We start from the raw sequence: 21684 nt of genomic DNA, 5'->3' as shown, positions 1-21684 counted from the left end.
TACCCTCGGCTGGTTTGACTTCAAATCTGCCTGGTTTGCACCATCAGAGGACTAAACGCGGTTTTTAGCGTCTTTCACTTGCATCGGTTAGTCTTTACAATGGTGCCGTCTCATCAGGGTGCGGAAAAGGAACTGGCCCTTTTCTGCTGAGAGCACACCCGTCGAACCTGATCCGGTCAATACCGGCGGAGGGATTTGAGCCTAGCGACCCGGCCTTACCGCCTCGCCCCCTCAGATACCCTTACCCTTTTATTTTTCAGGAGTGCAATGTGGTCAAAAAATATCTGCCCTGTTTACTGCTGCTGTGCACCGCATCGGCGCTCGCCAAGCCGACACTGACGGTTTATACCTATGATTCCTTCGCCGCCGACTGGGGCCCTGGCCCAGTAGTGAAAAAAGCCTTCGAGGCCGACTGCGGCTGCGAATTGCAATTCGTCACACTGGCAGACGGCGTATCGCTGTTGAACCGTCTGCGCATTGAAGGCAAAAATAGCGCCGCCGACGTGGTGCTTGGGCTGGAAAATAACCTGCTGCAAGCGGCGCAGCAAACCGACCTGTTCTCACCAAGCGATGTGGATACCAGCAAACTGACCGTACCGGGGGGCTGGCAGGATAAAACCTTCGTGCCTTACGACTACGGCTACTTTGCCTTTGTCTACAACAAGGACAAACTGAAAAACCCGCCTAAAAGCCTGCAAGAACTGGTAAGCCGTGACCAACACTGGCGGATAATTTACGAAGATCCGCGCACCAGTACCCCTGGACTTGGCCTGCTGCTATGGATGCAAAAAGTCTATGGTGAAAAAGCGCCAGAGGCCTGGCAACAACTGGCGAAAAAAACCGTCACCGTTACCAAGGGTTGGAGCGAAGCTTATGGCCTGTTCCTTAAGGGCGAAGGCGATCTGGTGCTCAGCTACACCACTTCTCCGGCCTACCACCTGATCAAAGAGAAAAAAGACAGTTACGCCGCCGCCCAATTCAGCGAAGGCCACTATCTCCAGGTCGAGGTTGCCAGCAAACTCAAGGCCAGCAAACAGCCTGCGTTGGCAAAGCGCTTCATACAGTTTATGGTGACGCCAGCATTCCAGAGCAGCATCCCTCTCGGCAACTGGATGTATCCCGTCATCGACACCCCACTGCCGATTGGCTTTGAACAGATGACTACTGTGCAAACCACACTGCAATACCGCGCCGACGAAGTGGCTAAACACCGCGGCAATTGGGTTCGGGCATGGCAAACTGCCGTCAGCGACTGATCCCCATTTGGTTGTGGCCGGGGTTGTTGGCCGCAGGTCTGATCCTGACCATCGCCACGCTGGCGCTCGGCTCACTATGGCACCATGCACCAGAAAGCGACTGGCGCAACTTGTGGCAGGACAGCTACCTATGGCATGTGGTGCGCTTCACCTTCTTGCAGGCACTGCTATCGGCACTGCTCTCGGTGCTGCCCGCCATCTTACTGGCGCGGGCGCTTTACCGCCGCCGTTTCCCCGGTAGGCAGTGGCTGCTCAGGCTATGCGCCATGACGTTGGTGCTTCCGGTGCTAGTGGCGGTGTTCGGGCTACTTAGCGTCTATGGCCAGCAGGGCTGGCTGGCCACGTTGTGCGGCTGGCTGGGTGTTAACTACAGCTTCTCGCCCTACGGTTTACGGGGCATTTTACTGGCGCACCTCTTCTTTAACCTGCCGCAAGCCAGCCGCCTGCTATTGCATGCGCTGGAGAATATACCGGTCGAACAGCGCCAACTGGCGGTTCAGCTCGGTATGAACAGTTGGCAGCAGTGGCGCATTGTCGAATGGCCAGCGCTGCGCCGCCAACTCCTGCCGAGTGCTGCACTGATCTTTATGCTGTGCTTCGCCAGCTTCGCCACTGTGCTGGCGCTGGGCGGCGGGCCGCAGGCCACCACCCTGGAGTTGGCGATCTATCAGGCGTTGAGCTACGACTACGATCTCAGCCGCGCCGCGCTGCTGGCCCTGATCCAGCTGGTCTGCTGCCTGGGGCTGGTACTGCTCAGCCAGCAACTGAGCCGCGCATTGCCGGTGGGCAACACCCACGCCCACCACCACCACTGGCGCAACCCGGCAGATAGCCAGTGGTGCCGCATCGGCGATGGCCTGCTGATCGCCGCCGCCCTTTTGCTGCTGCTGCCGCCACTGCTAGGGGTGATGACCAACGGCATCAACCAGGCGCTGGCAAGCGTGTTGCAACAGCCGCAGCTATGGCAGGCGCTAATGACTTCTCTGCGCATCGCGCTCGGTGCCGGGTTATTGTGCGTGGCGCTGACCATGATGTTGCTATGGAGCAGCCGCGAGCTAAAGCTACGGCAACGGTTCCATTGGAGCCAGACACTGGAGCTGAGCGGCATGGTGATCCTGGCGATGCCGGGCATCGTACTGGCTACCGGCTTCTTCTTGCTGCTCAGCCATACCCTTGGGGTGCCACAGTCACCCTACGCACTGGTGATCCTCAGCAACGCGCTGATGGCTCTGCCCTATGCGCTGAAGGTGTTGGAAAACCCGATGTGCGATCTGGCCGAACGCTACAACCCGCTATGCCTGTCACTGGACATACACGGCTGGCAACGGCTGCGGCTGATTGAACTGAAAGCGCTACGCCAGCCGCTGGGACAAGCGCTGGCCTTCGCCTGCGTGCTGTCCATCGGCGATTTCGGCGTGGTCGCCTTGTTTGGCAACGCGCATTTCCGTACCTTGCCTTTTTACCTGTACCAGCAGATGGGTGCCTACCGCAGTCACGATGGCGCAGTGACTGCGCTGCTGTTGCTATTGCTATGTTTCCTGCTGTTTACCCTGATCGAACGTTTACCAGGCCGCTCAGCCCAATAGATTTCAAGGTGCTACAAGGTGGCGACTGAACCACAAATCAGTCGTAAAACGAGTTGAATGCCACAAAGCGTCAACTTGAAAGATGGAGGACATATGCTAACGCTTGAAAAACTAACCTATCGCTATGAACATCTAGCCATGTGCTTTGACCTGTGCATCCAGCCGGGTGAGCGCATTGCGGTGCTCGGGCCAAGCGGTGCAGGGAAAAGCACCCTGCTAAGCTTGATCGCCGGATTTTTGCCAACCACCAGTGGCAAGCTGATACTTAACGGATCAGATCAAACCGTCACGCCACCAGCGAAACGGCCGGTATCGATGCTGTTTCAAGAAAATAACCTGTTCGTTCACCTAACGGTGGCGCAGAATATTGGCCTTGGTCTGGATCCCGGCCTGCACCTGAGCGCGGATCAACAGAAGCAACTGGCGCAGATTGCCCGTCAGGTGGGGTTGGAAGAACAGTTGCCGCGTTTACCATCGCAGTTGTCCGGTGGTCAGCGGCAGCGTGCTGCCCTGGCACGTTGCCTGATCCGCCAACGGCCGATCCTGCTGCTCGATGAACCTTTCTCGGCGCTTGATCCAGCGCTACGCCATGAGATGCTGCAACTATTGCTAGCGGTGTGCGAACAGCGCAAGCTGACGCTACTGATGGTGTCGCACAATCTGGAGGACGCCGTGCGTATCGCGCCGCGCACACTGCTGGTGGTGGATGGCCGCATTGATTACGACGGCTCAACACAGGCTCTGCTGGACGGCAACACGCCGCAAGCCTGGGTATTAGGTATTTCGAGCAAAGCGTGATCGTAAGGTACATTTTTATGCGTGCGGCGGGGGCTGGCGACCCGCCTCACTTCCTGAGCAATCCGGCTGGGGTGTGAAGGAGAGCGCTGCTTGAAAGATCAACCAGACAGCACTTGCCACAGCATATGCTGATAAACTGGCACCTGCTGCTGGCTTAGCAAGTAGCAGACGGTAAGCGCCGCCAGCCAACTCAGCGAGCAGGCAACGCGCAGCTGCCTCGGCGATAGCCAACAACTCAACCGATCATCGCGGCGCTTATCTTGGTGCCAACCGCGCCAACTCACATGGTTTTTGCATTTTTTTAAGGGGGGGGAGGGAAACTCATTACCACTATCAGACGAAATTATTTTCCGGGTAACACAACAGTTCACGCAACCGGCTGTTAGGACAAATGGCCAAGCAGGCCACCTCTTGAATGTCCGGCTGGGTGAACAGTGCCTTGTACCCGGTGTATGGGGTGAAGCAGGCTTGTTCGGGCGGAATTTAATACCGCATTCTTTTAATTTTTTCTGCCCCTTAACGGCAAAAAACTCTCTTTCCCACTCCGTCTGGAACCACTGTATTGGAAAAGGTATTTCTTCAATAACATAATTGATAAAATCTAGCGTGTTTAAAGCTGTGTGACGTGAGTAAAGCCTTAATACCCTGTAGCGAATAAAATCAGCTTTCTGTCGAAATTTAACCACTGGCTTAATCTGATTCTGGCTAACAACCTTATGGATCGTTGCCATCGCCAAAGAGATTGAATGAAGCCGCTTGAACTCGCGTTCGATCCGCCTGGCACCCAAATTCCACTGTGAACGTAACTCTAGAACAGAGCTGACTTCGTCTTGGCCGCTTTTAGTTGATGGTAAGCTTCTAAATACCTGCGCCAAATCGTAGATCACTGAAGGAACTCAATCCGGTTTGAGCGATCTGATCAGTCGCCAAACATCACAACCCCTCACAACCGGACTGAGTAATGCCGATCATAGCACCCATTCCCCACCGCATTGAAGAATAACAGTCCCGAGCATCCCGTCTTTTACGAAGATGAGGTAGACATCGATCTGAATCAGCTTTGTTGAATAAATCGGATTTGGAATAAAAAGTCCCGTGAATGGGCATCTTTTAGGCAACGCGTACACTTTCTGGCATACCGGCGTTCAGTCTGCATAGTCTGCCGACCAACAACGGGCTCCGCTGCTGGGCGGTATTAACGCCTTGCGCTTCTTGCCCCTTAACTCATCATCACACACTCGCGTATCCTAAGCCCGATACGCCGAGGCGACTTTGATTTTACGGTACCTCTGACGGATGAGACCTGGGAAGGCTTCGGTATCGGTGACATTGCTCAAGGAAAGGTCAGCACAGATGACCTCATGTGTTTCTGTATCTACGGCAAAATGCAGTTTTCGCCAGATCCGCCGTTTTTCCTGACCGTGTTTTTTTACCTTCCACTCACCTTCACCCAACACATTGAGCCCGCTAGAGTCGATAACGAGGTGCGCAATCTCACCCGGCGTTGCGGTTTTAAACGGGACATGGCCGGACTTCGCCCGCTTACTGATGCAGGTGTCGTCCGGGCAGTTCAACGGCACTTTGATCAGTGTGACAATGGAGTCGCCGAAGCCCTGGAGGGCGCGAAGTGTCAGGCAGAAAATCCGTTTCAGCATCAATACGCTGGTGATTGCCATATCGGAATAATGTGGTGGGCGACCACGCAGAGAAGGTTTTGCCTCTCAGTACTAGGCGTGAAGTGCCGTTTCATCCCCCCAGCAAGTGAGTGAACCCCGAGTGATAATGGCGTTATTGTAATCCTTCCAGTTGGTGATGTTGAACTTTTGCTGGGCCACGGAATGTCGCTATTTTGACAGAAGGAGAGTGATCTGATCCGCGTGCCGGCCAAAAGTTCTATTATTCAACAACGCCGGTATAAACGTATTGAGCGACGTTGCTCTAGCCTCTTTCTTTCAGTTTTTATAGGGTCTCTGGTTGCGAGTGTAGCCCGTTTCAATCACGGTTACCAGACATCACTCAGCGATCGCTAAGTATAACTTGCAACATGCTCGGAAACGCGTACTACCTTGCTCTTTCAAACCGCAATTATGCTCGTAGCTTTCCTACACAGTGGCCGCTTATGGCGTGACGATGATCGCGACGCGGAGGTTTTACGCACGTCTTTTGAAGGTGCGGTTGTTGCTGACGGGATTGCGTTTACCCATACTAAGGGGTTAGATACTGGCGTGCGGAATGCCTATGCTGGCCAGCAGATTGGTCACTGTGGCGGCGCGGCGTAGAGAAAGCCGGTCATTATAGCTATCTTTACTGTAGTTATCAGTATGATCTTCCAAACAGAACTGGGTGATGCCGACGCTCAGCAACGTGCGCCCCATCTCTTGCACTCTCCTGATACCCTTTGAGTTCAGTTTATCGATGTTGTTGCCAAGCAGCACTTTGCGAGATAAGTCGGACTCCCAGCCATTATCCGTCAGTCTAAACCCTTGTAATTGCAACAGCGCGATCTGCTCAGGCGTCAGACCTTGCAGTTTGTTCTGGCAGCAAGTGAGCCCCAGGAGAGCGATAAACATGATCGTCAGTGATGAAAATGGTGATTTAGCCTGTGCTGCATCATAATCAAGTCCCTAATTTAAATTTAGGTTGGCGCTTTTATTTATGTATGGTTAGCGGCTAGCCGCCATTATATCTATTAAAATGATGCTTTGCCTGATACATTGCATCGTCGGCTTCGTGCAGAAGTCCTTGCGGCGTCATCAGGGTAAAGCGCAATGCCGATACTCAGAGAAGTCATCACCCGCTCATCGTTTGGCAAAATTACCGGCTGGGTCATGCAGTCGATAATATTATCGGCGATCTGTAACACATTTTCGGTATTGTTAATGGGTGCCAGTAGCATGGCGAACTCATCCCCTCCCAAACGCGCCACCAAATCGCTCTCGCGTAGTTGTGCGCGAATGAGATTAGCAATGGTGGTCAGCATCGCGTCGCTAGCCGCATGGCCGTAACTGTCGTTCACCTCCTTAAAGCGATCGCCGTCAATAAACAACAATGCCAGCTTTTCCGCTGGCTTGATATTCCCCAAAGCCCGGCTAAGCCGACCTTCAAAGAAGGCACGGTTCGTCAGCCCGGTCAGGCTGTCATGCATCGCTCGGTGGGTCAGCGAGTCATTTTCCTGTTTGAGATGAGCCTGCCAAGTTTCCATCTCGTCGAGAAGGCCGTTAAAATCGCTACTCAATTCATGTAGTTCAGCGATCGTTGCTGATGGCACTCGCAGCCAGAAGATGCGATCGCAGCGTACCGCATGCGCTACACTAGCGATATCATCCAGCGATCAGACGATGCCGACCAGCATCCTGCGGGACAATACCAGCGCACACAGGGTACTGAGCACCAAGGTAGGCGATCATGACAACCATGCCGCAGGCTACCGCCGTGGCCGTTTAGACATATCTCGCCGACCAGTTTGTTCTCATGGATGATCGGCAGTACGACAGGTTTTGGCAAAGCCCGGTGGTCGACAACCTGTTCAATGCTGTGTAGTGGTCTATCTTTGGGATGGTGCCAACTGGCCAGCACCTTGCCGTCGTTGCCCAGGATACTGGCTTCCGATATTTCCTCTTTGGAGGCGATCAACATCAATATCTCGTTTGTGGCGGTGCGGTCTGCAAACACCATTGCGGCTTCGACAGCGTAACTGATGAAGCGTGCGATCAGGTGCAGGTTGTTGTTAGCGTAGGCATGCAACGCAAACAATGCCACCAGCGTTAGGAAGACGCCCGCAGTGCTGACAGCAATCAGTGCCAAGCCAAGATGCACCTGTTGCAGCACCCGCCCCAGCCTTGGGCGCACGTTGTTGGCAGGTTTTTTGCGCGATAGCCTCTATAAAGACTGTGTGTTGAAGCACCAAGTCGTTCTGAAACGTCGGCAACGGAATAGCCCCGCTCAGTGATCTGGCGGACAGCTTCTTCCTTGAATTCAGGGGTAGATCGTTGTGTGCACATAGACTCCTCCTATGCTCAAAATATAGGCCAGATTTGTCTACTGGCTAGGGGGCACTCCAATGTTATCCGAACCCTGTTTCCATATCACTATACTTTTATACAATTACCCAGGTCAACTTCAGGCTGTGACAGGGACGGTAGCCGTTTTCTCATCAGTGCCTGCAAACTCAGTGAAACGTGTTTTCTTTAACGCTGTATTAAGTTAACTCACAGCAAAAGCCTTGTTCATAATTAAAATCAACACCGTCGGTCAGTATGCGCCAGAATGCGCCAGATGATTCGGGTTAGTTTATTTGCCAGATCTACGGTGTTTTTCAGGAACCCTCGCCGGGCCCCGAGCCTTGCTGCCGTGGAACATGACCGCACCAGGCGGATCATTCTCTACCACTGGAGAACTGTACTGCATCCACTTCACTAGATAAATGCCGCAGCGATAAGAGGGCCGACACCCGGGATCGTTAATAAATGGCGATACGCGGCCTGTTGTGAAGACAATGCAGCAATTTCGCCATCCAGACAGGTTATACGTTTATTCAGGGCCTGCATATATTCAGGGCCTGCATATTTTCCCGCAATGAATAAAATAAACGGCGAAGCGTGAATGTCAGATCATTAGATGCATCTTCGATAAGTTCTGGTAGTGGCTACTGAAGGCGCTGGATCCCTACAGGGGTCATAAGACCATATTTAGCGAGCAGAGAACGAGGCTGGTTGGCCAGCGCGGTTCTCTAATCAACCATGAGTTGACGGGTATTCCACAGTGCTCTGATATCCTGCTGTTCCGTGGTTTTGACCGGTATAAAGTGAATGCCTAGGCTGCATGATATTTCGCAGATTGCCAGCATATTGTTTGCATAGTTCTTCTGGCTTCTGACAAATGCTTTCACACGCTGGGCAGGGGTAAGTCTTACGCTAAATCCCTTAGAACTGAGTGTTCGCCTCCAGAAATGAGATGTTGAACAGAGGCCCCCATCGATTTATATTACCTCGCTCGCACGGTGCGATGAGAGGGACTCTAACCCTCACGTCCGTAAGGATACTAACACCTGAAGCTAGCGCGTCTACCGATTCTGCCACCTTCACCTACCAGAAACATTACCACGGGGGCGAATTCTAGAGATTTTGGCAGGTACTTCAATAGTTATTTTCCTTGCTTGTGGATACTTGCTGTAAAAGCAACCAGGAAATTAGCACGCTGCTCCATGGCAACAGGGGAATGCCTGCGCAGACAGCACACCTGCTGGAACTACGCCCTGCATGCATACGACTGAAAGCGTTATTTCTTTTTCTTCTTCGGATCGCGTGGCGGAAGCCCGACTGTCGCCTGATACACTTTGAAGCGGCCATTCTGTGCCAGCACTTCATGGCTACCGAAAGTAGCATCCAGCATGCCCGGGTACGGCAGGAAGGCGTTTGCCACGATGCGCAAACGACCACCGATCGGCAAGTGTTTCAGCGCCCCACGGATCAGGGTTTCCGCTGCGGTTAGGCTGTTTGATAGACCATCATGGAATGGTGGATTGGAAATGATCATGTCGAAACGGCCGGTAATGTTGGAATAGACATTGCTGGCGATCACCTCGCCTTTAATGTCGTTGGCAGCCAGCGTTGCGCGGCTGGAGTCCAGCGAAGCGGCACTCACATCACTCAGGGTCAGCTTGACCTTTGGTGACAGTTTAGCCAGCACCGCTGCTACCACGCCAGGGCCGCAGCCGACATCCAGCACCTTACCCTGCATAGAGTTTTCCAGCGTTGATAGCAGCAGAGCACTGCCGGTGTCCAACCCATCGCGGCTGAACACGCCCGGTAGGGTTTTCACTGCCAAATCGTGCAGTGGGTAGCTTTGCCACCAGTCGGTCAGATCGAATGTGGTCTGCACATCCAGGCGGCCATGATATAGGCCACAGCGGCGGGCGCTGTCGATCTTCATCAGCGTGGCGTGGCCTGCCACGGCCTGCTCGGCGCTGCGCACCCCGCTACGGTTTTCACCGACCACGAAAACATCCGCGCCTACGGGTAGCAGCGCCAGAATGTTGCACAGTTGGAACTGCGCTTCCTGCTTGCTCTTTGGCCAGTAGTAGATCAGCGTATCGCACTCGACAACAAATGCCGCGTCTAGGGTCAGGCCGAACTGAGCGTTATCACCCATCGCCCGGTTAAGTAATTGCCAGTGATGGTATTGCTGGGTATGGACGCGCACCTCTGTGGCCGAGAATAGAGCCGGTAGGGTATCTTGTATATCACCGGCGAGTAAAACGCGGCGTTTGATAAACTCATCACTGTGGCGCAGCATGACTTCACTGGCGGGGGTTAATGCAGACATCAAGTTTTGGCTCCTAGCAATTAGACAGGGGATTATAGAGCTTTGTGACGCTATTTTCGACGGGTTTATTGGCGCGGGGTGCGCGGGTTTGCTAGCATAGCGCGGCGCATGGCAGGCATGGCGCACCATAACGGGTAGGGATCGGCATGGCATCAAAACGCGACTGGCTGTTACAACAACTGGGTATCACGCAGTGGGCATTACGCCGCCCAGGCGTGTTGCAGGGTGAAGTGGCGGTAAGCTTGTCGCCTGAGGTACGTTTGCTGATTGTGGCGCAGGCGTTGCCCGACCCTCACGACCTGCTGTTTTGTGACGTGCTGCGCAGCCTGGGGTTGACGCCAGCGCAAACCTACGGCCTGACGCCGTATCAAATGGCGATGTTGCCTGAAGATACCGAGTGCAATAGTTGGCGGATGGGTATGGAGGAGCCACTTGCAGTGGTCGGTGCACAGCTATACAGCCCGGCGCTGGCCGAACTTTCTCAAGATCCCCGGGCTAAACGCGCCCTCTGGCATCAGATTTGTCATCATGAACAGTATTTCTACCCTGACAGCAGCCGATCTGACTACGGCCTACAACATTGAGCAGGCCAGCCACGCTTTCCCTTGGACGGAAGCCACCCTTGCCAGTAACCAAGGCGAACGCTACCTTAACTTAAAATTAAGCACCGATGGGCAGATGGCGGGCTTCGCCATTACTTAGATCGTGCTGGATGAGGACACATTGTTCAACATTACTATCCACCCACAGTGGCAGCGTTGTGGCTTTGGCCGCCGCTTACTGCATGTGCTGATCGAACAACTGACACGCCGTGGCGTGGTCACGCTGTGGTTGGAAGTGCGTGCCTCCAACGCGGCGGCAATCGCGCTGTACGACGATCTCGGTTTTAACCAAGTGACTTCCCAGCGCCAATGGCCGCCAGGACGCGATTGTCATGGCGCTGCCGCTGGCTTAGCCAGCGCACGGCGGCATCTTGCTCGCCGGGAAAACCATTGATTGTCAGCGGTTGAAAAATCAGTGAAAATGTCCGGCTATTGTCTTTATCATTTACCGCTTTTACCGCTTTGCTTGACGCTGCTACGGCGCGTTCTGATGATGTTGAAGGGCGGGACTAACCGTAGAACCAGAAAAACATGCCTCCTAGTGAATTTGCCCACGAAGTCTCGAAAAGAAAAACTTTCGCCATCATCTCGCATCCCGATGCCGGTAAAACCACCATTACCGAAAAGGTGCTGCTGTTCGGGCAGGCGATCCAAACTGCTGGCACAGTAAAAGGTCGTGGTTCAAGCCAACACGCCAAATCCGATTGGATGGAAATGGAAAAGCAACGTGGAATCTCGATCACCACCTCGGTAATGCAGTTTCCATATCGCGACAACCTGGTCAACCTGCTGGATACACCGGGGCATGAAGATTTCTCCGAAGATACCTACCGCACCCTGACCGCCGTTGACTGCTGCCTGATGGTGATCGACGCCGCCAAGGGCGTTGAGGATCGTACCCGCAAGCTGATGGAAGTCACCCGCCTGCGCGATACGCCAATCCTGACTTTTATGAATAAGCTGGATCGTGACATCCGCGATCCGATGGAAGTGATGGATGAAGTGGAGCGTGAGCTAAACATCGCCTGCGCACCCATCACATGGCCTATCGGCTGTGGCAAGCTATTTAAAGGGGTTTATCATCTGTACAAGGATGAGACCTACCTGTATCAGACCGGTAAAGGCCACACTATTCAGGAAGTGCGCCTCGTCAAAGGCTTGGGCAACCCGGAGCTGGATGCGCTGGTGGGAGAAGATCTGGCGGCGCAGCTACGTGAAGAGCTGGAGTTGGTGCAGGGCGCATCCCATACGTTCGATCAACAAGCATTCCTCAGCGGCGCACTGACACCGGCGTTCTTTGGCACCGCCTTGGGCAACTTTGGTGTGGATCATATGTTGGATGGCCTGGTGGCGTGGGCACCTGCACCGATGCCGCGCAGAACCGACACCCGTGAAGTCGTGGCGGAGGAAGAAAAATTCACCGGCTTTGTGTTTAAGATCCAGGCCAATATGGATCCAAAACACCGTGACCGCGTAGCCTTTATGCGCGTGGTGTCTGGTCGTTACGAAAAAGGCATGAAGCTGCGCCAGGTGCGCACTGGCAAAGACGTGGTGATTTCCGATGCGATGACATTTATGGCTGGTGACCGTTTGCAGGTGGAAGAAGCCTATGCCGGTGACATCATTGGCCTGCACAACCACGGCACTATTCAGATCGGCGATACCTTCACCCAGGGAGAGGATATAAAGTTCACCGGCATCCCAAACTTTGCGCCGGAGCTGTTCCGCCGCATTCGCTTGCGCAATCCGCTTAAGCAGAAACAGTTGCTGAAAGGGCTGGTACAGCTCTCCGAAGAAGGGGCAGTGCAGGTATTCCGCCCGATCGCCAATAGCGACCTGATCGTCGGTGCAGTGGGCGTGCTACAGTTTGACGTAGTCGTCGCGCGCCTGAAAAGTGAATACAACGTGGAAGCGCTGTATGAGTCGGTCAACGTGTCAACAGCCCGCTGGGTTGAGTGCAATGATGTGAAAAAGTTCGAAGAGTTCAAGCGCAAAAACGAGCTTAACCTGGCGCTGGATGGTGGGGATAACCTATCCTATATCGCGCCGACCCTAGTTAACTTCAACCTGACGCAGGAACGTTATCCCGAGGTGGTGTTCCGTAAAACGCGTGAACACTGACAGAACAACGGGGGCCTCACCACACCCTGTTTTTAGGGGAACTGATGGCTGGGTGCAGTCATGCTACGTGACAGTGGAAACCGCTAGCGATGTGGTACAACTCCCCGGTGAAGTAAGACTCCCTGACACCGTCTGAACGCGCAGTAAACACCGCCAAAGTGACCGGCAGTGTAAAAAGCGTGAAGAACGATAGAATGGTTAACAGCCTAATGGGATAGGTTCTATACCCTACATAATTCGAGTTGCATGAAGGCAGCAACGCAGCGACAAATCGGTCAGGAACCGATTTGAACCGCGCTTGCGCTGGGCTGCAGGCTGAACCTCAGGGATGAGGTTCATTTATCCCCGGGCGCTTACATCAGTAAGTGACTGGGTTGAGTGAGGAAAGCTCACGCATAGGCAACTTGAAATAGGACGGGTATAAACCCTAATGTGGCACCTCATACCCCACATCACACTGAATTCCTGGTCAGCTCGCGGTGGCCTGGCATGTATTGCCAAAAAAGAAACGGCCCTGTTCGAGTAGCTAAGTGGTTTTTCGTGGTGTTGTGGCCTCAGAGCAGGAAAAACGCGAGGGGCGCTATGCGCGATAATTTCACCGATACCCATTGTCATTTCGACTTCCCGCCGTGCAGCGGGCATGAGGTAGAAAGCTTGGCGCTGGCAGAACGGGTCGGGGTGCGGAAGATTATCGTGCCAGCGGTGACCGCCGACCGCTTTGTACGGGTGTTGAAATTGGCGCATGACTATCCACCACTGTTCGCCGCGCTGGGCTTACACCCGCTGTACATCGCCCAGCATCATGAGCCGCACTTGGAGCAACTGGCAGCATTTTTGGCCAGCCAACCGCCCAAACTGGTGGCAGTTGGGGAAATCGGCCTCGATCTGATGATGAAAAACCCGCAATTTGAGCGCCAGCAGCGCTTGTTACATGCCCAGTTAACATTGGCGAAGCAGCATAGGCTACCGGTGATCCTGCATTCCCGCCGCACCCACGATCAACTGGCGGCGGTGCTGCGCCCTCTGGCGTTACCGCTTTGCGGCGTAGTGCATGGTTTCGCGGGGAGTTTGTCGCAGGCACAGGCTTTCGTGCGTCTTGGTTATTATATCGGCGTGGGCGGTACCATCAGCTACCCACGGGCGCAAAAAACCCGCAGTGTGATGGCAAAACTGCCGTTAAGCTCGCTGCTGTTGGAAACCGACGCCCCTGATATGCCGCTGGCCGGTTATCAAGGGCAGCCGAACCGCCCAGAGCGCATTGCCGAATTGTTTCAGGTGCTGTGCAGCCTGCGGCCAGAGCCAGCCGATGAGATAGCCGATCATTTGCAGCGCAATGTGCAAGCGCTGTTCGCTCTTTCTGTTTAAACCTAGCGGATTATGATGAAGGTCACGCTATAGCATTTTCATTTGACGCCCAGTGTCGGCATTTGTGACATAAATCGGGGGAAATGAGGTTTCGTTCAGGATAATCGCGCCCGATATAACGTGATGAGCCTGGTCGGTATGACGGTGCTTATTACCTCCTGGTACTGCTGTACAGCCACCGATCTCGCCAGTAAAACCTCATAAAGTGGGCCACCCTCGTTAGAGGCTTAGGGTGTCATAAACCAGGCGGCACCCCAACGGTTATCTGCATCTGTGTGTTTAGCGAATCTGTGAAAGATATCGCGTTATTTTGTGATGTTATTCAAATATAATCCCGGCCTGTTACAGTGATATTTCATCTAGTGTGACGAGACGAAGAGTGTGCATTGCTCAACTTACTATGACTAAGATCCTATCCCCGTGGGCATACATTGTTTCAGCCAGTTCGTACGATGACAGCGCGCCACAACTGGCGCGAACAGGGAGTCCGTTGAGGAGGGTGAGCACTGCCAAGGGCCAAAATGGCAAATAAAATAGCCTACCAGGATAGGTTCTTATACAGATTAGCCAGCCGAGATGCGGGTGGCTACGTGCGGTGAGAAGGATATCCGTTGCTGCTGTGGTAACCCGTACCTCAGCGCTATCTTCATGGAGCCAAGTCCGCTCGCCAATACTCAGGTTTTCAGTTGGAGAGTTTTATGACCAAACTAACCGCCGCAGCGCAACGTGCGCTGAATTTAATGGATTTAACCATGCTGAATGATGACGACACCGAGGAGAAAGTGATCGCGCTGTGTCGTCAGGCCAATAGCCCGGCTGGCCCTACGGCAGCCATCTGCATCTACCCGCGTCTTATCCCGGTAGCGCGTAAGGCTCTGCGAGAGCGGGGAACGCTAGATATCCGCATTGCGACCGTGGCTAACTTCCCGCAGGGTAATGACGATATCGACATCGCGTTGGCAGAAACCCGCGCCGCCATCGCCTATGGTGCGGATGAGGTGGATGTAGTGTTCCCATATCGCGCGCTGATCGCCGGTAACGAGCAGGTGGGTTTTGAGCTGGTCAAACAGTGCAAACAGGTTTGCCAAGCCGCTAACGTACTTCTGAAAGTGATCATCGAAAGCGGTGAACTGAAGCAGGCCTCTCTGATCCGCAAAGCGTCAGAAATCGCCATCAACGCGGGTGCTGACTTTATTAAGACCTCCACTGGCAAGGTATCGGTTAACGCCACGTTGGAAAGTGCTGAGTTGATGATGTCGGTGATCCGCGATATGGGTGTGGCGCAGACGGTAGGCTTCAAACCGGCCGGCGGTGTGCGCACCGCAGAGGACGCGCTGCACTATCTGCACCTTGCCGATCGTCTTCTGGGCGAAGGCTGGGCCGATGTGCGCCATTTCCGCTTCGGTGCTTCCAGCCTGCTAACCAGCCTGCTGGCTGCGCAGGACTATAACGTTCAGGCATCCGCTAGCGGTTACTGATGGTTCCGTTGGTGTGGAGGCAGCCTTTACCCGACATCATTAGGTCATACAGCAGGGGGAACCCCTGCTCCTGGCACAAGAAATAATTCGTAAGAAACGCAACTGCCAGCTATTGAGCGAAGAAGAGACCCGTTTTTTCATCAACGGTATCCGCGATAACGTGGTTTCCGAAGGTCAAATCGCAGCGCTGGCGATGGCCATTGACTTCCAAGATATGACTATGGCAGAGCGCGTCGCGCTTACCATGGCGATGCGTGATTTTGGCACAGTGCTAGACTGGAAAAGCATATCGTTAAATAGCCCGATCGTCGATAAACACTCGACCGGTTGCATGGGTGATGTCTTGGCCAGATAGTGGCGGCCTGCGGGGGCTACGTGCCGATGATCGCTGGCTGTGGCTTGGGGCATACTGGTGGCACACTGGACAAGTTGTAAGCTATTCCGGGATTTAATATCTTTCCAGACGAGAACACCTTTCGCAAGATTATTCAGGATGTTGGCGTAGCGATTTTCGGCCAGAGCCGTTCGCTGGCACCGGCGGATCAGCGCTTCTACGCCACCCGCGATTGAGTCAATCCCGATGATCGCCCCGCCTCGATTTTGGCGAAGAAGCTGGCAGAAGGTCTGGATGCACTGGTCATGGACGTGAAAGTGGGGTCCGGGGCCTGTATGCCGACTTATACGCTATCGCTGGATTTGGCACAGGCGATCGTCAATGTGGCCAATGGTGCTGGGTGCAAGACCACTGCGCTACTGACTGATATAAATCAGGTGCTGGCCTCAAGTGCTGGCAACGCGGTAGAAGTGCGTGAAGAGGTGCGCTTCCTGACCGGTGAATACCGCAACCCGCGCCTACTGGCAGTCAACCTGGCACTGTGTGTGGAGTGCTCGCTGTCTGGTGGCTTGGCGAAAGATGATGCCGATGCGCAAGCCAAACTGTGGGCGGTATTGGACAACGGCAAGGCAGCGGAGGTGTTTGGCCGCATGGTTGCAGCACAACAAGGCCCGGCCGACTTCATTGAGCGCTACGATAGCTATTTGCTAGTAGTGGCCTTCAGCAAGCCAGTCTATGCCGATAAGCCCTGCATCATCAGCGCCATGGATACCCGAACGTTGGGCATAGTGGTCGTATCGCCGGGCGGTGGCCGTCGATGCACTACTGACAACATCGATTACAGCGTTGGCTTGACCGCGATAGCGTGCCTGGGTGACCAAGTCGATACCCAACAGCCGCTGGCGGTGATCCACGCCAATGACCAACAAAGCTGGCAGCAAGCGGCCGATGCACTGCGCAGTGCCATAACGCTGAGTGACACCGCACCGCAAACAACTCCGATGGTGTATCAGCGCATCACGGCATAGTCAACGGATCAGCAGTGGCAGCGGTTCTTCGCTGCCATCCAAAGCGAGAGAAACACAGGAAAGTACTAATGAAACGTATATTTATTATGGTGTTGGACTCATTCGGCATCGGTGCTAGCGTCGATGCCGAGCGTTTTGGCGATCAGGGGGCTGACACCCTGGGCCACATCGCTGAAGTCTGCGCGCGCGGCGAAGCCAACATTGGCCGCCAGGGGCCACTGACACTGCCTAACTTGAGCTGTCTGGGCTTGGGTAAGGCGGCACAAGCCTCTACCGGTAAATTCCCGCAGGGGCTGGACAGCAATGCGGACATCATTGGTGCCTACGCTTACGCCAGTGAGCTTTCTTCCGGTAAGGACACCCCATCAGGCCACTGGGAAATCGCTGGCGTGCCGGTACTGTTTGACTGGGGCTATTTCAACGATCTACACCACAGCTTCCCGCAGGAACTGCTCGACACACTGGTTGAGCGCGCCAACTTGCCGGGTTACCTGGGCAATTGTCACTCGTCCGGCACGGTGATCCTCGATCAATTGGGTGCAGAGCACATGAAAACCGGCAAGCCGATTTTCTACACCTCCGCAGACTCGGTATTCCAGATCGCTTGCCATGAAGAAATTTTCGGCCTGGATCGCCTGTATACGCTGTGCGCAATTGCCCGTGAAGCACTGACTGCAGGCGGTTACAATATTGGACGCGTGATCGCGCGTCCTTTCGTGGGTGACAAACCTGGCGAGTTCCAGCGTACCGGCAACCGTCACGATCTGGCTGTCGAACCGCCAGCCCCTACGGTGCTAAAAAAGTTGGTGCACGAGAAGGGTGGTGAAGTGGTGTCGATCGGTAAAATTGCCGACATCTACGCCAACATTGGCATAACTAAGCAAGTGAAGGCCACCGGCATTGACGCATTGTTCGATGCGACCTTGAGAGAAATAGACAAGGCTGGCGACAACACCATCGTGTTTACCAACTTCGTTGACTTTGACTCCTCTTATGGTCACCGCCGTGATGTGGCGGGTTATGCCGCCGCGCTGGAACTGTTCGACCGCCGCTTACCGGAGCTACTCAAGCGGGTAAACGGTGACGATATCATTATCTTTACCGCTGACCACGGCTGCGACCCGACCTGGAGCGGCACTGACCACACCCGTGAACACATTCCGGTTCTGATCTATGGCCTGAAAGTGAAACCAGGTTCGCTGGGACACCGTGAAACCTTCGCCGACATCGGCCAAACTGTGGCCAGCTACTTTGGCGTGTCGCCGATGGATTACGGTAAATCCATGTTCTAAGCCTGGTCTTTCAAGTTGCAGCGTTGTTGGCTGCGCACGCTTGCCGCCTAGCTGCAACTCGAAATCCAAGGACTTATATGCTTAACGTTTTTATTTAAATCATTGGGGGAAGAAAATTATGGCTACGCCGCACATTAATGCCGAAATGGGGGATTTCGCTGACGTAGTATTGATGCCGGGCGATCCGCTACGCGCAAAATACATCGCTGAAACCTTCATGGAAGACGCGGTAGAAGTGAATAACGTGCGTGGCATGCTGGGTTTCACCGGCACCTACAAAGGTTGCCGCATCTCGGTAATGGGCCATGGTATGGGCATCCCGTCTTGCTCTATCTATGCACGTGAATTGATCGCCGAATTCGGCGTGAAAAAGATTATCCGCGTAGGTTCTTGCGGCGCGGTGCGCGACGATATCAAGCTGCGCGATGTGGTGATTGGTATGGGGGCTTGCACCGACTCCAAGGTCAACCGTCTGCGCTTCAAAGATAATGACTATGCGGCGATTGCTGACTTCGACATGGTGCGCCATGCTGTAGACGCGGCATCAGCGCAGGGCATGGCGGCGCGCGTGGGCAATATCTTCTCCACCGACCTGTTCTACACCCCGGACCCGGACATGTTCCAGGTGATGAAGAAATACGGCATTCTGGGGGTAGAAATGGAAGCGGCCGGTATTTACAGCGTGGCAGCGGAATTACACGAAGAGTTCGGCTGTAAGGCGCTGACCCTCTGCACGGTGTCCGACCACATTCTGCGTCATGAAGCGACTACCGCAGCCGAGCGTCAAATCACCTTTAACGAGATGATCGTTATTGCGCTGGAATCGGTACTGCTGGGCGACCAAGCCTGATTATCCAAAGGGCGCAGCAAAGCTGTGCCCGCAGATAAATCTATTCATTCTACCTGGTCATTCCCGATTAATGCTTTACCTTTCGGCTAATTAGCGCTATTACTTCAGTTATCAATCTATTCACCGATCTATTTACCGATGCACAACGTCCTATTTACCGATGAACAACGTCGAACAGGTTTTGCGTAGCGGCCACGCCACGTCACACCAGCTTATCGCCGCACTTTGCATCAGCCAGCCGACGCTGTCGCGCAGTATCTGCACATTGGCGGGAGTGGTGCTGACGCTCTATAAAGGCAAGGCGACGCGTTATGCGTTGCGGCACTGGGTGGCTTGATAGAGGCAATTTCCGTTGTATCGCGTCGAACGGCCGGGTTGCCATGGTATCGTTGGAAACGCCGGATACCGAATTCAGCGTCAGTGGCAGCGCAAATTGGGTGATGGCGGCGCAGAGGCTGTTACAGCAGGGTGTAATAGAACGTCATACTTGCCAGAGGATGGCACTATCCTGGGCGTTCGGCAAGTTGATAGCCAATAGTGATATGCATCAGGGGAATTTGTTATTCCGCGCCCGGCACAGCGCTCTGTGGCGATGGCCCCGTTTTACGACATGTTGCCGATGGCGTTTGCGCCGAGCGGCAGCGGTAATATGCGCCGGGAAGCGGTAGCAATCAGGTTAAGCCATGAGGTTAGCGGCACTATTTGGCGGCAGGCGGAATTACTGGCGCTTGAATTTTGGCGGCGCACAGTGCTGTGCCCGCAGATCAGCGATGAATTTCGCACCTTCTCACCATTGCCGCACAGATGTTGGCTCAGTTGCAGAAACTCAACCCTCACATTGCGCGCCTGGCCTGACTCAGCGCTTCTTCGCTTCTCCCTGCGGCTGCGACGGTTCATCGTCTTCCTCCAACGGTGTATTGGCGGTTAGCAGGTATGGCGACTGCTGCTGCCAGTGGCTGCGTTGGTGTTGCAGCAGGGTGCGCGCCAGAATAATACCAATCGCCAGCGCCAGCAGGATCATCTGACGCAGCAAGTTGGTGGTGTTGTCCACCTGCTTGGATTCCGTCGCCAGCACATGGGTATCGAGGGTGATGCGGATAAAGCCGATCGGGCCGTCTTTGCCGTTGATCGACTCAACTAACTGATGGTTGAAATAGCTGCCCGCGCGTTTGCCGTCGAGCGACAGGCGATCGCGTAGGCTTATTTGTTCACCGGCGAGGGAAACCAAGGTGCCGTCCAGTTGATAGACGCTTGCGTCCAGAATGCGACTATGATCGGTAAGCTGTTTCAGGGTAGCGTCGATACGCTGATTATCGATGTCGTTGTCCAGCAGTGGTGCCAGGCTGTATGCCACCTGCCTGGTCAGCGTTTGTGCCAATTCTTCCACCTGCTCGGAACGTGCCAATTGATGGCTTAGGCTAAAATAGGAGGTACCTTGCATCAACATCACCAGTAAAGCCAAGCAAATCAGGATAATAGTGGTACGGTGCAGGCGAAATTTCAATTTATTGCGAGCCATGCAGATTCCTTACGCGTCTTGGATGCTTTATGTTGCCAGAACCGATGGCGATAGGATAGCTTGATGCGTCGTTTTCTCATCCAGCCACTGGGTGCGCCCCCTTAATTCAGGAGTTAAAGATGTCGAACCAGGAGTTAAAGATGTCGAACAGTCTGACCTATTGCGATCTTCCGGCGGAGATCGCTCAATGGCCGGGTCTTCCCCTTTCCTTGAGCGGTAATGAAGTGATGCCGCTGGACTATCGGGCAGATCATACCGGGTGGTTATTGTACGGCAAAGCATTGGATAAAACGCGCATCGCTCAGTTCCAGCGCAAGCTGGGGGTAGCGATGGTGATCGTCACTGCCTGGGACGTAGGGGATTATCAGGTAGTGCGCTTGGCCGGAACCCTGACAGCGGGGGCCATGCTATTGGCGGCGGAGAACGGGCTGGACGTGGCACCGTTGGGCGAGATCCCGCACTTGCGCACGCCGGGTTTATTGGTGATGGATATGGACTCGACAGCGATCGAGATCGAGTCCATCGATGAGATAGCCAAGCTGGCGGGTGTAGGGGTGCAGGTGGCGGAAGTCACCGAACATGCGATGCGCGGCGAACTGGATTTTACCGCCAGCCTGCATCAGCGCGTCGCTATGCTGAAGGGTGCTGATGCCAGCATCCTCAAGCAAGTGTGTGACAAACTGCCCCTGATGCCTGGGTTGACCTACCTGGTGGGTCAGTTGCACGCTATGGGCTGGCATGTGGCGATCGCCTCAGGTGGCTTCACCTATTACGCCGAATACCTGCGTGACCGGTTGAAACTGGTCGCGGTGGTGGCCAATGAGCTAGAGATGCGCGATGGCAAACTGACCGGTGAAGTGCTAGGGCCAGTGGTGGATGCGCAGTTCAAGGCTGATACGCTGGTACGGCTGGCTGAAAAGCTGGGTATTGCGCCAGCGCAAACTGTGGCCATCGGCGATGGTGCCAACGATGTGCTGATGATGCAGGTAGCGGGGCTGGGTATCGCCTACCATGCCAAACCCTACGTGTATCAACAAGCGCAGGTATCGATTCGCCATGCTGATCTGATCGGCGTGCTTTGCGTATTGAGCGGCAGCCTGAAACACCCAGTGCGCTAAACAGGCGAGTGAG

At 54.4% G+C, this 21684-nt stretch carries 16 protein-coding genes, 1 tRNA gene, 6 pseudogenes and 1 riboswitch; of the genes and pseudogenes, 13 read left to right on the top strand and 10 right to left on the bottom strand.

Annotated features, from left to right (window positions below):
- Positions 1–104: 104 nt before the first annotated feature.
- Positions 105–212, top strand: a riboswitch (TPP riboswitch).
- Positions 213–269: 57 nt separating this feature from the next.
- The 3 genes from thiB to thiQ all read left to right on the top strand — a co-directional run bounded on the left by thiB (position 270) and on the right by thiQ (position 3640).
- Entirely contained in the window at positions 270–1256 is a 987-nt protein-coding gene (gene thiB / locus AACL06_RS09270) for a thiamine ABC transporter substrate binding subunit (RefSeq protein WP_339036965.1), read from the top strand.
- On the top strand, positions 1232–2842 hold the full coding sequence (gene thiP / locus AACL06_RS09265; RefSeq protein WP_339036964.1) for a thiamine/thiamine pyrophosphate ABC transporter permease ThiP: 1611 nt from the start codon (positions 1232–1234) through the stop codon (positions 2840–2842). Before thiB ends, thiP begins: the two co-directional genes overlap by 25 nt.
- A 93-nt stretch (positions 2843–2935) precedes the next feature.
- Complete coding sequence (thiQ, locus tag AACL06_RS09260; protein WP_339036961.1) at positions 2936–3640, top strand: thiamine ABC transporter ATP-binding protein ThiQ; 705 nt, start codon at positions 2936–2938, stop codon at positions 3638–3640.
- A gap of 98 nt (positions 3641–3738) precedes the next feature.
- On the opposite strand, the gene AACL06_RS09255 is transcribed toward thiQ, so the two are convergent.
- The 8 genes and pseudogenes from AACL06_RS09255 to rsmC form a co-directional block, all read right to left on the bottom strand.
- Complete coding sequence (locus tag AACL06_RS09255) at positions 3739–4527, bottom strand: hypothetical protein (protein ID WP_425336909.1); 789 nt, start codon at positions 4525–4527, stop codon at positions 3739–3741.
- A gap of 81 nt (positions 4528–4608) precedes the next feature.
- Positions 4609–4767 (bottom strand): hypothetical protein, encoded by a 159-nt coding sequence (locus tag AACL06_RS09250; RefSeq protein ID WP_339036957.1) that lies wholly within the window; start codon positions 4765–4767, stop codon positions 4609–4611.
- Between the two features lie 24 nt (positions 4768–4791).
- A pseudogene (locus AACL06_RS09245) lies at positions 4792–5475 on the bottom strand (IS5 family transposase); the annotation flags it as partial.
- A gap of 315 nt (positions 5476–5790) precedes the next feature.
- A pseudogene (locus AACL06_RS09240) lies at positions 5791–6210 on the bottom strand (OmpA family protein).
- A gap of 100 nt (positions 6211–6310) precedes the next feature.
- A pseudogene (locus AACL06_RS09235) lies at positions 6311–7489 on the bottom strand (diguanylate cyclase domain-containing protein).
- Positions 7490–7506: 17 nt separating this feature from the next.
- A pseudogene (locus AACL06_RS09230) lies at positions 7507–7641 on the bottom strand (transposase); the annotation flags it as partial.
- A gap of 999 nt (positions 7642–8640) precedes the next feature.
- Positions 8641–8724, bottom strand: a tRNA-Leu gene (locus tag AACL06_RS09225).
- A gap of 193 nt (positions 8725–8917) precedes the next feature.
- Positions 8918–9964, bottom strand: a complete 1047-nt coding sequence (gene rsmC, locus AACL06_RS09220; RefSeq protein ID WP_339036955.1) for a 16S rRNA (guanine(1207)-N(2))-methyltransferase RsmC — start codon at positions 9962–9964, stop codon at positions 8918–8920.
- A 146-nt stretch (positions 9965–10110) separates the two neighbouring features.
- Here rsmC and AACL06_RS09215 point away from each other — a divergent pair, with 146 nt between their 5' ends.
- The 9 genes and pseudogenes from AACL06_RS09215 to AACL06_RS09175 all read left to right on the top strand — a co-directional run bounded on the left by AACL06_RS09215 (position 10111) and on the right by AACL06_RS09175 (position 19371).
- The gene (locus AACL06_RS09215) at positions 10111–10548 is read left to right on the top strand and encodes a DNA polymerase III subunit psi (protein ID WP_339036953.1); all 438 of its coding nucleotides are present in this window, start codon (positions 10111–10113) and stop codon (positions 10546–10548) included.
- A pseudogene (rimI, locus tag AACL06_RS09210) lies at positions 10493–10919 on the top strand (ribosomal protein S18-alanine N-acetyltransferase). The gene AACL06_RS09215 and the pseudogene rimI overlap by 56 nt, the downstream one beginning before the upstream one ends.
- 178 nt (positions 10920–11097) lie before the next feature.
- Positions 11098–12687 (top strand): peptide chain release factor 3, encoded by a 1590-nt coding sequence (prfC, locus tag AACL06_RS09205; protein ID WP_339036951.1) that lies wholly within the window; start codon positions 11098–11100, stop codon positions 12685–12687.
- A 582-nt stretch (positions 12688–13269) separates the two neighbouring features.
- On the top strand, positions 13270–14052 hold the full coding sequence (locus AACL06_RS09200; RefSeq protein WP_339036948.1) for a TatD family hydrolase: 783 nt from the start codon (positions 13270–13272) through the stop codon (positions 14050–14052).
- Positions 14053–14750: 698 nt separating this feature from the next.
- Positions 14751–15530: a deoxyribose-phosphate aldolase gene (gene deoC / locus AACL06_RS09195; protein WP_339036946.1), complete on the top strand. Its 780-nt coding sequence runs from the start codon at positions 14751–14753 to the stop codon at positions 15528–15530.
- Positions 15531–15594: 64 nt separating this feature from the next.
- Positions 15595–16892: pseudogene (gene deoA, locus AACL06_RS09190) on the top strand (thymidine phosphorylase).
- 68 nt (positions 16893–16960) lie between these two features.
- Positions 16961–18184, top strand: coding sequence for a phosphopentomutase (gene deoB / locus AACL06_RS09185; protein WP_339036944.1), 1224 nt, complete (start codon positions 16961–16963; stop codon positions 18182–18184).
- Between the two features lie 118 nt (positions 18185–18302).
- On the top strand, positions 18303–19034 hold the full coding sequence (gene deoD, locus AACL06_RS09180) for a purine-nucleoside phosphorylase (protein ID WP_339036941.1): 732 nt from the start codon (positions 18303–18305) through the stop codon (positions 19032–19034).
- 160 nt (positions 19035–19194) lie between these two features.
- Positions 19195–19371, top strand: a complete 177-nt coding sequence (locus tag AACL06_RS09175) for a hypothetical protein (protein ID WP_339036938.1) — start codon at positions 19195–19197, stop codon at positions 19369–19371.
- A 266-nt stretch (positions 19372–19637) separates the two neighbouring features.
- On the opposite strand, the gene AACL06_RS09170 is transcribed toward AACL06_RS09175, so the two are convergent.
- Both AACL06_RS09170 and AACL06_RS09165 read right to left on the bottom strand, forming a co-directional pair.
- Positions 19638–19871: a hypothetical protein gene (locus AACL06_RS09170; protein WP_339036936.1), complete on the bottom strand. Its 234-nt coding sequence runs from the start codon at positions 19869–19871 to the stop codon at positions 19638–19640.
- Positions 19872–19890: 19 nt separating this feature from the next.
- Positions 19891–20553, bottom strand: a complete 663-nt coding sequence (locus AACL06_RS09165) for a YtjB family periplasmic protein (RefSeq protein WP_339036935.1) — start codon at positions 20551–20553, stop codon at positions 19891–19893.
- A 140-nt stretch (positions 20554–20693) separates the two neighbouring features.
- Here AACL06_RS09165 and serB point away from each other — a divergent pair, with 140 nt between their 5' ends.
- Positions 20694–21671, top strand: coding sequence for a phosphoserine phosphatase (gene serB / locus AACL06_RS09160; RefSeq protein WP_339036934.1), 978 nt, complete (start codon positions 20694–20696; stop codon positions 21669–21671).
- The last annotated feature ends 13 nt before the right edge of the window (positions 21672–21684 follow it).

It is taken from the genome of Serratia symbiotica (Periphyllus acericola), assembly GCF_964019515.1.
Lineage (GTDB): Bacteria > Pseudomonadota > Gammaproteobacteria > Enterobacterales > Enterobacteriaceae > Serratia > Serratia symbiotica_D.
Note: the sequence above shows the minus strand (reverse complement) of the source record. Positions and strands in the feature narration are given on the sequence as shown.

Excerpts from the sequence above, each read along its gene's own strand:
- prfC (WP_339036951.1), top strand. The coding sequence starts at position 11,098 with ATGCCTCCTAGTGAATTTGCCCACGAAGTCTCGAAAAGAAAAACTTTC.
- deoB (WP_339036944.1), top strand. The coding sequence starts at position 16,961 with ATGAAACGTATATTTATTATGGTGTTGGACTCATTCGGCATCGGTGCT.
- AACL06_RS09200 (WP_339036948.1), top strand. The coding sequence starts at position 13,270 with ATGCGCGATAATTTCACCGATACCCATTGTCATTTCGACTTCCCGCCG.
- serB (WP_339036934.1), top strand. The coding sequence starts at position 20,694 with ATGTCGAACAGTCTGACCTATTGCGATCTTCCGGCGGAGATCGCTCAA.
- AACL06_RS09215 (WP_339036953.1), top strand. The coding sequence starts at position 10,111 with ATGGCATCAAAACGCGACTGGCTGTTACAACAACTGGGTATCACGCAG.
- thiQ (WP_339036961.1), top strand. The coding sequence starts at position 2,936 with ATGCTAACGCTTGAAAAACTAACCTATCGCTATGAACATCTAGCCATG.
- thiP (WP_339036964.1), top strand. The coding sequence starts at position 1,232 with ATGGCAAACTGCCGTCAGCGACTGATCCCCATTTGGTTGTGGCCGGGG.
- rsmC (WP_339036955.1), bottom strand. The coding sequence starts at position 9,964 with ATGTCTGCATTAACCCCCGCCAGTGAAGTCATGCTGCGCCACAGTGAT.
- AACL06_RS09175 (WP_339036938.1), top strand. The coding sequence starts at position 19,195 with ATGAACAACGTCGAACAGGTTTTGCGTAGCGGCCACGCCACGTCACAC.
- deoD (WP_339036941.1), top strand. The coding sequence starts at position 18,303 with ATGGCTACGCCGCACATTAATGCCGAAATGGGGGATTTCGCTGACGTA.
- deoC (WP_339036946.1), top strand. The coding sequence starts at position 14,751 with ATGACCAAACTAACCGCCGCAGCGCAACGTGCGCTGAATTTAATGGAT.
- AACL06_RS09165 (WP_339036935.1), bottom strand. The coding sequence starts at position 20,553 with ATGGCTCGCAATAAATTGAAATTTCGCCTGCACCGTACCACTATTATC.